This window comes from Ruegeria sp. YKSF57, assembly GCF_059612585.1.
The window spans coordinates 1-11,834 of sequence record NZ_JBXWQW010000080.1; the positions used below are offsets into that span (position 1 = coordinate 1).

Genomic DNA, 11,834 nt, shown 5'->3' on the forward strand with positions numbered 1-11,834 from the left:
GCCGCGTTCGAACGGGTATAGGGAATGCCAAGCCCGCCGCCCAGGTCCAGCCGCCGGATATCATGCCCCTCGCCGCGCAGGCGCTCGGTCAGCTCTGCCACTTTCTGATAGGCCTGTGCAAACGGTTCCAGATCGGTCAGCTGCGAGCCGATGTGAACGTCAATGCCAACCACTTCCAGACCGGGCAATCCGGCGGCATGGGCATAAACTTCGGACGCACGCGAAATCGGTATGCCGAACTTGTTCTCGGACTTGCCGGTCGCAATCTTGGCATGGGTCTTGGCGTCCACGTCCGGATTCACCCGCACGGTGATCGGCGCAACCTTGCCAAGCTCCAGCGCAATCGCGTTGATCACCTCCATCTCGGGCTCGGACTCGACATTGAATTGTCGAATGCCACCGCTCAGCGCGATCCGGATCTCGTCCGCTGTCTTGCCGACGCCCGAAAACACGATCCGCTCACCCGGCACACCAGCCGCTTTGGCACGCAGGTATTCACCGACTGAAACCACGTCCATCCCCGCGCCTGCCTGCGCCAGCGTTTTCAGGATCGCCTGATTGCTGGCAGCCTTCATCGCATAGCAGACAAGGTGGTCGGTGCCCTCCAGCGCCTCATCGAACAGCCGGAAATGCCGCAGCAGCGTGGCCGTCGAATAGACATAGAACGGGGTACCCACCGAAGCGGCGATTTCGGTTATCGGAACGTCCTCGGCGTAAAGCGCGCCGTCGCGGTACAGAAAGTGATCCATGTGCCCGCGCTTAGACCAAAAGAGGCATAGGGATCAAATGATTCCGCTTGAAGCTCGCCTCAGAACCTGTGCGAGCCGCCGACCCGCGCATAGCCGGATATCCGGATGCCTGGTTGCGACGGTTCCCCCTGCGCCTGAGACGTCGAGAGCGGTTTTGATGCCGTGCTCGGCTCACACGCAGCCAGAGCAAGAAGTGACATGATCAAAGCGATGAATTTCATAACGTCTTCAGAACCCGAACAGGACGCTGACCGGCCCCTTCTGCAGGCCGACAGCCCCCGCTGTATAAATTCCGCTGTTCGAAATGCCCACGCCCGCGTTCAGTGTCGGCTGCACCGGTTCACCATCCGCACCGCAGCCTGCGAAAAGCAACGTCAAAACGAGCAACGGAATGGTTCGGATCAGGGTCATGCAATTGCCGCCTTCCACCGTTCGATCTGGCTACGCACCTGCGACGGAGCGGTGCCGCCATAGGACTGACGCGAGTTTACCGAATTTTCCACGCCAAGGACAGAATAGACGTCGCCGGTGATCCCGGCATGGGCCGACTGCATCTCGTCCAGCGACAGGTCCGGCAAGTCGCAGCCTTTCTTTTCCGCCTGGGCCACCAACGCGCCGGTGACGTGGTGGGCATCGCGGAACGGCAGGCCCAGCACCCGCACCAGCCAGTCGGCAAGATCGGTGGCCGTCGAAAATCCCGACCCGGCAGCAGCCGCAAGACTATCGCGGTTGGCTGTCATGTCCCTGACCATGCCCTCCATCGCCGCAAGCGCCAGCATCCAGTTGTCGGCGGCATCAAAGACCTGTTCCTTGTCTTCCTGCATGTCCTTGGAATAGGCCAGCGGCAGCCCCTTCATCACCATCATCAGCGCGGTGTTGGCGCCAAATATCCGGCCCACCTTGGCCCGGATCAGTTCGGCTGCGTCGGGGTTCTTTTTCTGCGGCATGATCGACGACCCGGTCGAGAACCGGTCGCTGAGGATCACAAAGCGGAATTGGGCCGACGACCAGATCACCAGTTCCTCGGCAAACCGCGACAGATGCACGGCGCTGATCGAAGCCACCGACAGGAATTCCAGCGCAAAGTCACGGTCGCTGACGGCATCCAGCGAATTCGCGGCGGGACGGTCAAAGCCCAACGCCTCGGCCGTCATGTGCCGATCAATCGGGAAAGAGGTACCCGCCAGCGCCGCCGCTCCCAACGGCGATTCGTTCATCCGCGCACGGGCATCGCGGACGCGGCTCAGGTCACGGCCAAACATCTCGACATAGGCCATCATGTGATGACCCCATGTCACCGGCTGTGCGGTTTGCAGGTGGGTGAAACCGGGCATGACCCAATCGGCCCCGGCCTCTGCCTGCGCCAAAAGCGCGCGGATCAGGGCCAGCAGGCCGGATTCGGCGGCATCCAGCTGGTCCCGAACCCAGAGTTTGAAATCTGTCGCCACCTGGTCATTGCGCGAGCGACCCGTGTGCAAACGACCCGCCGGTTCGCCGATGATCTCCTTCAGCCGCGCCTCGACATTCATGTGAATGTCTTCCAGCGCGGTGGAAAACTGAAACTCTCCGTCCTGAATTTCTGACAAAACGGTGAGCAGCCCTTCCCGAATGGCCTTGGCGTCACTATCACTAATTACGCCCGTCGCGGCCAGCATGGCGGCATGGGCCCGAGAACCGGCAATGTCTTGCGCCGCCATCCGCTTGTCGAACCCGATCGAAGCATTGATTGCTTCCATGATCGCGTCAGGACCGGCGGCAAAGCGGCCGCCCCACATCTGGTTCGAGGATTGATCGGTCATGCTGGAAAACCCGGAGTTGATATGCGCCTATTTCGTCTGATCCCCCTTTATATGGCCCTCGCGCTGGGTGCAAACACCGCAATGGGCGCGGATGTCGCAACGCTCGAAGCGCTGCGCGACGGCAGCCTCAAGCGTCTGATCGTGCATTCCCAGCCCAAACCGGTCGAAGTCGTCGAATTCCAGCTGGAGGATGACAAGGGTACCGGCTCAATCGCCGATTATCGCGGCAAATATGTCCTGCTGAACTTCTGGGCCACCTGGTGCGCGCCCTGCCGCAAGGAAATGCCCCAGATCGCCGAGTTGCAGGAAGAATTCGGTGGCGACAAGTTCGAGGTCCTGACACTTGCCACGGGTCGCAATTCGCCCGCGGGCATCAAGAAATTTTTCGAAGAAAATGGCATCACCAACCTTCCGCGCCATCAGGATCCGAAACAGGCGGTCGCACGCGAGATGGGCGTCATCGGATTGCCGATCACGGTGATTCTCGATCCCGAAGGCAACGAGATCGCCCGCCTGATCGGTGACGCCGAATGGAATTCAGACAGCGCCAAGGCGATCGTTTCCGAGTTGATTGGCGCCAATAGCTAAACAATCAGGCCAAAAACGACCGAATCGTGTTATTCTCCGAGCGTTTTTTTAAAGGAGAATAGCTATGAGAATTGTTTCGCACTTGGCCGTTGCGGCCAGCATCGTTCTGTTTGCGGCGACTGGCGCCAACGCCAAGGAGATCAAAAAGAAGCAACAATTCATGGATGCGGTCGTTGGCAAGAAACTTGTCAGCGGGAACACTTGGGTAATGGTATCGGCAGACGGAAAGATCTCGGGCGTTGGCAAAGACAATGCCAAGGTCGTGGGTGCCTGGGTGTGGAACAAACGCTACTGGTGCCGAAATGTAGTGGTTGGCGACAAGGCCCTTCCCGAGGATTGCCAAAAGGTTTCAATCGACGGCAATCAGGTCACTTTTACGCGCAACAAGGGCAAGGGTGAATCGGGAACCTTCACAATTTCCAACTAAGAACACTTCTTTCCTGTTTTGTGCTAAACTGAAACCGGCTCCATCCGAGCCGGTTTTTGCGTGCAGCCGGGGAAAGGAGGTAGCGATGAAACCCGTGGTTTTGCTGATAGGACGCCTGCCGAACGTGATCGGCGACGTGGCGCGTCAACTGGAACATCTGCCCATCGAATGGCTGGGCGCCCATGATCAGGCCGAAGTGATCCGTCAGTTGGAAACCGAACCCCGCATTGCCTGCGCAATCATGGGGGCCGGGCTTGACGATGCCACACGCGGTGCCCTTGTCGGGATCATCGCATCGCGGCGTCCCGACATCTCCATCCACCTCAAGGACCGTGCCTCGGGGCCAAGCGGGCTCGGGCCGTTCGTCGAACGCGTCGTCCGGCACGAGGTTCTGAACCGGATGCAGCCAAGCTGACGCCACGCCACCTTTGACAGTTTCCCGCCGCCTTTGCAGATTGTCGCCGGGAGGCACCGATGCCGCTGGAAATACTGTTACTCTTGGTCGTCGGCGGCATCGCAGGGATCGCCGTGGTTCTGCACCTGTCGGGTCGCTCGAACCTGCGCGTTCTGACACCCGACAGCGTACGCGCGGAATGGGCGCGCCACTTTCCCGAAGACCGCATCATCGACGCAACGCTCAACCATTGCGGCCACGCCGCGCTGGTGCGCACCGACACGGGCCCCGGACTGCTGTGGTCCTTCGGGGCCGACACGGTGGGCCGGCGCCTTTTTGACTTTGACTGGCTGGATCATCCGCAAGGGGTGCATTTCTTCTTCCACGATTTCGGCGCGCCACAAACACTCGTCCGGCTGGACGAAACCGAACGCCCGCACTGGAAAAACCTGTTGAGACAGCCATGACAGACCAGATCACCTATCCCGATGTCGTCCAATGGGCGGTGCCGTTCTTCATCGCCGCGATCATGGCCGAGTTTCTGTGGATCGCCCTCAAAGGCCGGGGCGGGCGGTATGAAACCCGCGACGCCGTGACCTCGCTGATCATGGGGGCAGGCAATGTCGCCTCGGGGCTTTTGCTGGGCTTCATCGCCTGGGCTTTCTTCATGTGGCTGTGGCGCCTGACCCCGCTTGATCTGGGTGCCTCCCTCCCTGTTGTTCTATTGTGCTTTGTCCTCGACGACCTGCGCTACTATTGGGTGCACCGCTTCGGCCACCGCATCCGATGGGTCTGGGCCAGCCATGTGAACCACCACAGCTCGCAGCACTACAATCTCACCACCGCCCTGCGACAGACCTGGACCTATACGTTCACCTTCATGATGGTGGTACGCGCGCCGCTCATCCTGCTGGGCTTTCACCCGGCGATGGTGCTGTTCTGCGGCGGCCTGAACCTGATCTATCAGTTCTGGATCCACACCGAGGCCATCGGCAAGATGCCCCGCTGGTTCGAGGCGGTGATGAACACCCCCAGCCATCACCGGGTGCATCACGGGCGCAACGCGCGCTATCTGGATTGCAACTATGCCGGCGTGTTCATCATATGGGACCGGATGTTCGGCACCTTTGTCCCCGAACAGGCGAGCGAAAAGGTGGACTATGGGCTGGTCCACAACATCGGCACCTTCAATCCCCTTCGCGTGGCCTTTCACGAATGGGTGGCCATATTCCAGGACATCGCACAACCTGGGCTGAATCTGCGGCAACGCCTGGCCTATGCCTTTGGCCCCCCGGGCTACAGCCATGACGGCAGCCGCGACACCTCGGACCGGATCAAGGCAAAGCACCTTGCCCGCCATCCCCACTTGCAGGGCACGCCGGGATTTGAAGGGTCCGGCGACCCAGCCATTTCCGGCTCACAGCAGGCTTCCTGACCGGGGGTCGCTTGCGGCCGTGCTTGAAATCCGGACCGCCAAACCCCCATATGAAGGCGATGCAGTTCAGGTGCCCGTCGGAGTCGAGTATGAGCAGAGTATTGGTTTTATCGGTCGCAATCGGGCTGATCGGGCTGGCCCTGACAATGATCGCCGCTCTGGGCGCTTTCCCCGCCGCAATTATCCTCGCCGGGTACGGCCTGATGAGCCTCGGAACCCTCGGAGCGGTGACGAGCGCGGTTCTGGCGCACCTGTCGACGCGCTGAACCTCCACAACATTTTCATAAAAAGCGAAAGTTAACCGATACTTCACCACTCGGCCCCGAGACTGCTGCCGTGTGTTGACAGGATTCGGTTGGCGGAATGCAAAAACGCAGGTTCAAAAAGGCGGTATCCGACGGGACGGAAACCCCCCTGAGTGCAGCGGTGGCGGGTCGGGACCGGTCGATTCTGCAAATGGTGACCGAGGCGGTCAAGCACAAGCAATGCATGCTCGCCTATCAGCCCGCCGTTCAGGCCACGCCGCCCAATACACCGGCGTTTTACGAAGCATTCATAAGGGTTCTGGACGAAACCGGCCGGATCATCCCGGCAAAGGAGTTCATGCCACAGGTCGAAGACACCGAAGTTGGCCGGGAACTGGACTGTATCGCGCTGGAAATCGGGCTGCGCCAGATGGCGCACAATCCCGATATTCGGCTGTCGATCAACATGTCGGCCCGCTCAATCGGGTATTCCCGTTGGTCTGCGGTGCTGGATAGATTCCTGACCAAGAACCCGACGCTGGGTGAGCGGCTGATTCTGGAAATCACGGAAAAATCAGCCATGCAGGTTCCCGAACTGGTCATCGATTTCATGGATCGGTTGCAGGCCCGTGGGATTGCCTTTGCACTGGACGACTACGGGTCCAGCACTTTCAGCTTTCGCCATTTCCGCGACTTCCTGTTCGACGCGGCCAAAATCGATGGCCAATTCGTTCGCGGCGTCGACCAGAATCCTGACAATCAAACCCTGATCCGGGCTTTGATCGCCGTCGCCCGCGAATTCGACATACTCGTCACGGCCGAATCGGTCGAAACCCGGGAAGAGGCCGAGTTTCTGGTGCGCCACGGTGTCGATTGCCTGCAGGGATTCCTGTATGGCGCCCCCTCCGTCGCACCGCCCTGGAAGACAAAAAATGATGAACGGGCCAGCGCTTAAGGCCTTGCCGCAACAGCGAAACACCGCCTGAAATATCGAACTGAGACAAGCTGACCGTTGCTGCAACTGCAGCATTGCGCTATGGCAATGGATGTTAGAGCGGGGGATAACGAGGCGCTCTGCATTCTGAGGGATGCCGTCCCGATGACCTGCGCCGTCAAATTTCCCGAAAGACTATGACGGTAAAGGATTGACTGAATGACCAACGTAGTAATCGCATCCGCCGCACGGACCGGCGTCGGCAGTTTTGGCGGCTCATTTGCGAACACCCCCGCACATGACCTTGGCGCAGCCGTTCTCGAAGCGGTCGTTGAACGCGCCGGTGTCGACAAGGGCGAAATCAGCGAAACCATCATGGGTCAGGTCCTGACCGCCGCCCAAGGCCAGAACCCTGCCCGCCAGGCCCACATCAACGCTGGCCTGCCACAGGAAAGCGCCGCCTGGGGCATCAACCAGGTGTGCGGCTCGGGTCTGCGCGCCGTGGCGCTGGGCGCGCAGCACATCATGCTGGGCGATGCCGAAATCGTCTGTGCAGGCGGCCAGGAAAACATGACCCTTTCGCCTCACGCCGCCGCTCTGCGCGCCGGTCACAAGATGGGCGACATGAAATACATCGACACCATGATCCGCGATGGTCTGTGGGATGCCTTCAACGGCTATCACATGGGCCAGACCGCCGAGAATGTTGCGGAAAAATGGCAGATCAGCCGCGACATGCAGGACGAGTTCGCCGTCGCCTCGCAAAACAAGGCCGAAGCGGCGCAGAAGGCAGGCAAATTCAAGGACGAAATCACGCCGTTTACCATCAAGACCCGCAAGGGCGACATCGTGATGGACAGCGACGAATACATCCGTCACGGCGCAACGATGGAAGCCATGGCAAAGCTGCGCCCCGCCTTTACCAAGGACGGCTCGGTCACAGCCGCAAACGCTTCGGGTCTGAACGACGGCGCTGCGGCCACGCTGCTGATGTCGGCTGAAAACGCCGAAAAGCGCGGCATCCAGCCTCTGGCCCGTATCGCCTCTTATGCGACCGCCGGACTGGACCCGTCGATCATGGGCGTCGGCCCGATCTATGCCTCGCGCAAGGCGCTGGAGAAAGCCGGCTGGTCGGTTGACGATCTGGATCTGGTCGAGGCGAACGAAGCCTTTGCCGCGCAGGCCTGCGCCGTGAACAAGGACATGGGCTGGGATCCGGCCATCGTGAATGTCAACGGCGGCGCAATTGCCATCGGCCACCCGATCGGCGCTTCGGGCTGTCGCGTTCTGAATACGCTGCTGTTCGAGATGAAGCGCCGCGACGCCAAGAAAGGTCTTGCGACCCTCTGCATCGGCGGCGGCATGGGCGTTGCCCTGTGCGTGGAGCGCGACTGAATGCTCTGTCACCGCAAATAGTCAAAGGCGCTTTCGGGCGCCTTTTTCTTTGACACCGCGATTTTTTGCTGCACCTGCGACAATATTTGCACGAAAGCCCTGAATTACTTCGCGAAACAATATTGCGCATCTGCGGCATAGTTTGTAGCAAGATTACCAAGACAACTCTAATCGGAGGAATTCTCTATGGCACGTACAGCACTCGTCACCGGCGGCTCCCGCGGTATCGGCGCAGCAATTTCCAAGGCGCTCAAAGCCGAAGGGTACAACGTCGCAGCCACCTATGCAGGCAATGACGAAGCTGCGGCAAAGTTCACCGAAGAAACCGGCATCGCCACCTACAAGTGGAATGTCGCCGATTACGATGAATCCAAGGCGGGCATCGCCAAGGTCGAGGCCGAGGTCGGCCCGATCGACATCGTGGTCGCCAACGCCGGCATTACCCGCGATGCGCCGTTCCACAAGATGACCCCGGAACAGTGGCACCAGGTGATCGACACGAACCTGACCGGCGTGTTCAACACCGTGCACCCGATCTGGCCCGGCATGCGCGAACGCAAGTTCGGCCGCATCATCGTGATCAGCTCGATCAACGGTCAAAAAGGTCAGTTCGCACAGGTGAACTATGCCGCCACCAAGGCCGGCGATCTGGGTATCGTCAAATCTCTGGCTCAGGAAGGCGCACGCGCAGGCATCACCGCCAACGCGATCTGCCCCGGCTATATCGCCACCGAAATGGTGATGGCCGTGCCAGAGAAGGTGCGCGAGGCGATCATCGGCCAGATCCCCGCAGGCCGTCTGGGTGAACCCGAAGAAATCGCACGCTGCGTGACTTTCCTGGCATCCGACGATTCGCAGTTCATCAATGGCTCGACCATCTCGGCCAACGGCGCGCAGTTCTTCGTCTGAACACGAGCACCGGAAATGAAATCGGGCCGGTCCCAACGGACCGGCCCTTTTTTATCCCGTAAGAACGCGCGCGCTGCGTTCAGCGGGAACCCATGAACCATGCAATAACCCGTCTGACCGTTTTGCCTCGCTCTTCATGCGCGCGTCGAAACGCACACCGGGTCGCGGCCATAGCTGTCATCTCGATCATGTCTGGCATCCTTTCGATTCAGTATACTTTGACTTGCTATCAGCATGCGGCACTGTTTCATCTTCCACAAACGAGACTTTTCAACTCTTCGATTTAGTTTTACTTAACTGAGTATGAGTGACCGCCTTCCCCCTCTGACCGCCTTGCGCGCCTTTGATGCCGCCGCGCGTCACATGTCTTTCGCCAAGGCCGCAGACGAGTTGAATGTCACCCCGGCCGCCCTGTCCTTTCAGATCAAATCGCTCGAAGACCACTTGGGCCGGCCGCTGTTTCGCCGCCTCAACCGTGCCGTCGAACTGACCAACGCGGGCAAGGCGCTGGCCCCCGGCGCGGCCGATGGGTTCGCCACCCTGCAATCCGCGTGGACATCCACCCGCCGCCTGCTGGACAACACGACGCTCACGGTGACCGCAGGGCCAGCCCTGACCGCCAAATGGCTCGCGCCCCGCCTATACGAATTCGCCCGCGCGCATCCCGAAATCGATCTGCGGTTTTCGGCCACCCTGCGCAATCTGGACCTGAACCGGGACGACGTCGACGTCGCGATCCGCTTTGGCTATGTACAAGACGACGAGCTGTACTCGGTTCCGGTCAGAAAGGAGTGGCTGACACCGGTCATGACCCCTGATCTGGCCGAACGGTTCCCGACACCACAAAGCCTGACGCAGGCACCGCTGATCCATGACGATTCGATCGGCTTTCTGAAACCGCCCTGCGACTGGCCCACATGGTTTCGCGCCGTCGGAATCGATTTCACCCCGACCCATGGCGCCCATTTTTCGCACGCCGATCACGCCATAGACGCGGCTGTGGCGGGTGTCGGTGTCGCGCTGGGGCGGCGGCCAATGATCCTCAAGGACATGCTCGAGGGCCGGTTGGTCGCCCCTTTCAAGATTGCCATCGAGACCAGAGCCCGATTTCGGTTCCTATGCCTCAAAGGCGCCGAAACCCGCCCTCAAATCGCAGCATTCCGGGACTGGTTTCTTGCAGAGATCGAAAAGACCGCGCATATCTCGGACGAATTCGAAATCATACCGGTCGAGGATATTCCCCCGAAATGACCCGCAATCGCGCCACGACAATCGGCTTTGTCGCCGTCCTCCTTTGGGCACTGCTCGCCCTGTTCACCGTGGGTTCGACCCCGACGCCGCCGCTGCTGCTCAACGCGATCTGTTTCAGCATCGGCGGCACGCTGGGCCTGATCTGGACGGCACGGACCGGCGGGCTGTCGCAACTGAAGGATGTACGCTGGACGGTTTTTCTGTTCGGCGCGATGGGGTTGTTCGGCTATCACGCACTGTATTTTTCGGCGCTGCGCATGGCCCCAGCCGCCGAGGCTGGTCTGATTGCCTATCTCTGGCCCCTGCTCATCGTCCTGTTTTCGGGATTGCTGCCCGGAGAGCGCCTGCACGCTGGTCACCTGATCGGCGCCGTTCTTGGCTTTTCCGGCGCGGCGCTGATCATCACCGGCGGTGGAAGCGCCGGGTTTCAGGCTCAGTACCTTCCCGGCTATCTGCTGGCCCTACTCTGCGCACTCACCTGGTCGGGCTATTCGGTTCTGTCCAGGCGATTGGGCAAGGTGCCCACAAGTTCGGTTGCGGTTTTCTGCGTTCTGACTGCGCTTGCGTCATGGGGCCTGCATTTCGCGGTCGAAGAAACGGTCTGGCCGCAAACGACACTGGCCTGGGCCTCGTCTGTGGCACTCGGTCTCGGCCCCGTCGGGCTGGCCTTCTATGTCTGGGATATCGGGGTAAAACACGGCGACATTCAGATGCTCGGCACCAGTTCTTATGCTGCGCCGCTGTTGTCTACCTTAGTGCTGGTTCTGGCCGGTATCGCCGCACCCTCCTGGGTGCTGGCGATCGCAGCTCTGCTGATAACCAGCGGTGCCGCCATCGCGGCACGCGCCAGCCTCAAATCTTAGCTTGAAAGACGTTCGATCTCTTCTTTCAGTTTGAGTTTCTGCTTCTTGAGTTGAGCGATGTGAAGATCATCGATACCTGGGGAGCGCTGGGCTTCTTCTACTTCGACACTGAGGTTAGCATGCTTCCGTTTCAGTTCGGTCAGATGTGCGCTCACGCTCATGGCGATCCTCCTTGTCAGTGATTTGTACAATTCAAGTTGAGCATATCGTATTCTGACTGTCACGCGGGATCAGCACCGAATCTGTCACAAATTCTTCAATTTCGGCCATTGGCCGCTTATCGTGTCTTGGGCCATTGCATAGGTGCCCCTTCGCGCTGAACCGCAGCGATTTCGGGCGTGTAATGATCCTCGTCGCGCAGGTGTTTCTCACCCATGTGAAGAATCACCGGCGCGTGCAGAACAAACGCCGCCCGACCACCCTTTTGCGCCCGCAGGATCAACAACTCCGGTGCCCTGCCCAGACGTGGCGACAGGGGCAGGACCTCGACCGACCCCAACCGCCCCGTACAGGCGGCCAGCATTTCCGGCAGGCGGTCGGCACGCTGGATCATGTGCAAATAGCCGCGCGGCGCCAGACGTTTTGCCCCAACCGCGATCCACGTATCCAACGGCGTCCGCTCACCCATGGCGACATGCCGCCCCGCATCTTTCGAAGGGCTGTGCGCGCCAGCACGGAAATACGGGGGGTTCGCAATGACATGGTCGAACTGGCGCTGGCGCAGATCAATGGGCAACTCGGCAAGATCCGCCTCCACGACCTCCAGGCCGACGCCGTTCTCCTCGCCATTGCGATGCGCCAGTTCCGCATAAGCTGGTTGCAGCTCCACACCGGTCAGGGTCATC

At 60.2% G+C, this 11,834-nt stretch carries 16 protein-coding genes; 11 read left to right on the plus strand and 5 right to left on the minus strand.

Annotation, left to right across the window (positions count from 1 at the left end):
• The 3 genes from AC2FLX_RS20985 to argH form a co-directional block, all read right to left on the minus strand.
• Nucleotides 1-749 (minus strand): diaminopimelate decarboxylase family protein (locus AC2FLX_RS20985; protein ID WP_496875530.1); only part of this gene is annotated, 749 nt, incomplete at its 3' end.
• A gap of 228 nt (nucleotides 750-977) precedes the next feature.
• Nucleotides 978-1,160 (minus strand): hypothetical protein, encoded by a 183-nt coding sequence (locus tag AC2FLX_RS20990; protein ID WP_480748713.1) that lies wholly within the window; start codon nucleotides 1,158-1,160, stop codon nucleotides 978-980.
• A complete protein-coding gene (gene argH, locus AC2FLX_RS20995; RefSeq protein ID WP_496744526.1) occupies nucleotides 1,157-2,548 on the minus strand; it encodes an argininosuccinate lyase in 1,392 nt (463 codons plus the stop codon). The genes AC2FLX_RS20990 and argH overlap by 4 nt, the downstream gene beginning before the upstream one ends.
• Before the next feature lie 21 nt (nucleotides 2,549-2,569).
• Here argH and AC2FLX_RS21000 point away from each other — a divergent pair, with 21 nt between their 5' ends.
• The 11 genes from AC2FLX_RS21000 to yddG all read left to right on the plus strand — a co-directional run bounded on the left by AC2FLX_RS21000 (nucleotide 2,570) and on the right by yddG (nucleotide 10,989).
• Nucleotides 2,570-3,136 (plus strand): TlpA disulfide reductase family protein, encoded by a 567-nt coding sequence (locus AC2FLX_RS21000; RefSeq protein WP_480748711.1) that lies wholly within the window; start codon nucleotides 2,570-2,572, stop codon nucleotides 3,134-3,136.
• A gap of 64 nt (nucleotides 3,137-3,200) precedes the next feature.
• Nucleotides 3,201-3,563: a hypothetical protein gene (locus AC2FLX_RS21005; protein WP_480748710.1), complete on the plus strand. Its 363-nt coding sequence runs from the start codon at nucleotides 3,201-3,203 to the stop codon at nucleotides 3,561-3,563.
• 85 nt (nucleotides 3,564-3,648) lie between these two features.
• Nucleotides 3,649-3,978: a hypothetical protein gene (locus AC2FLX_RS21010; RefSeq protein WP_480748709.1), complete on the plus strand. Its 330-nt coding sequence runs from the start codon at nucleotides 3,649-3,651 to the stop codon at nucleotides 3,976-3,978.
• A 59-nt stretch (nucleotides 3,979-4,037) separates the two neighbouring features.
• Nucleotides 4,038-4,424: a hypothetical protein gene (locus AC2FLX_RS21015; RefSeq protein ID WP_480748708.1), complete on the plus strand. Its 387-nt coding sequence runs from the start codon at nucleotides 4,038-4,040 to the stop codon at nucleotides 4,422-4,424.
• Nucleotides 4,421-5,392 (plus strand): sterol desaturase family protein, encoded by a 972-nt coding sequence (locus tag AC2FLX_RS21020; protein WP_496809702.1) that lies wholly within the window; start codon nucleotides 4,421-4,423, stop codon nucleotides 5,390-5,392. The genes AC2FLX_RS21015 and AC2FLX_RS21020 overlap by 4 nt, the downstream gene beginning before the upstream one ends.
• 89 nt (nucleotides 5,393-5,481) lie before the next feature.
• A complete protein-coding gene (locus AC2FLX_RS21025; RefSeq protein ID WP_496809701.1) occupies nucleotides 5,482-5,658 on the plus strand; it encodes a hypothetical protein in 177 nt (58 codons plus the stop codon).
• Between the two features lie 97 nt (nucleotides 5,659-5,755).
• On the plus strand, nucleotides 5,756-6,592 hold the full coding sequence (locus AC2FLX_RS21030) for an EAL domain-containing protein (protein WP_496809700.1): 837 nt from the start codon (nucleotides 5,756-5,758) through the stop codon (nucleotides 6,590-6,592).
• Between the two features lie 198 nt (nucleotides 6,593-6,790).
• Nucleotides 6,791-7,966, plus strand: a complete 1,176-nt coding sequence (locus AC2FLX_RS21035) for an acetyl-CoA C-acetyltransferase (protein ID WP_480748704.1) — start codon at nucleotides 6,791-6,793, stop codon at nucleotides 7,964-7,966.
• Nucleotides 7,967-8,152: 186 nt separating this feature from the next.
• Nucleotides 8,153-8,875 (plus strand): acetoacetyl-CoA reductase, encoded by a 723-nt coding sequence (gene phbB, locus AC2FLX_RS21040; RefSeq protein WP_480748703.1) that lies wholly within the window; start codon nucleotides 8,153-8,155, stop codon nucleotides 8,873-8,875.
• Between the two features lie 303 nt (nucleotides 8,876-9,178).
• Nucleotides 9,179-10,126, plus strand: a complete 948-nt coding sequence (locus AC2FLX_RS21045; RefSeq protein ID WP_496807405.1) for a transcriptional regulator GcvA — start codon at nucleotides 9,179-9,181, stop codon at nucleotides 10,124-10,126.
• On the plus strand, nucleotides 10,123-10,989 hold the full coding sequence (yddG, locus tag AC2FLX_RS21050) for an aromatic amino acid exporter YddG (RefSeq protein ID WP_480748701.1): 867 nt from the start codon (nucleotides 10,123-10,125) through the stop codon (nucleotides 10,987-10,989). Before AC2FLX_RS21045 ends, yddG begins: the two co-directional genes overlap by 4 nt.
• On the opposite strand, the gene AC2FLX_RS21055 is transcribed toward yddG, so the two are convergent.
• Together AC2FLX_RS21055 and AC2FLX_RS21060 are read right to left on the minus strand one after the other, a co-directional pair.
• On the minus strand, nucleotides 10,986-11,150 hold the full coding sequence (locus AC2FLX_RS21055; protein WP_480748700.1) for a YdcH family protein: 165 nt from the start codon (nucleotides 11,148-11,150) through the stop codon (nucleotides 10,986-10,988). The genes yddG and AC2FLX_RS21055 overlap by 4 nt on opposite strands.
• Before the next feature lie 116 nt (nucleotides 11,151-11,266).
• The coding region (locus AC2FLX_RS21060) for a tRNA1(Val) (adenine(37)-N6)-methyltransferase (RefSeq protein ID WP_496875531.1) at nucleotides 11,267-11,834 on the minus strand (568 nt) is incomplete at its 5' end.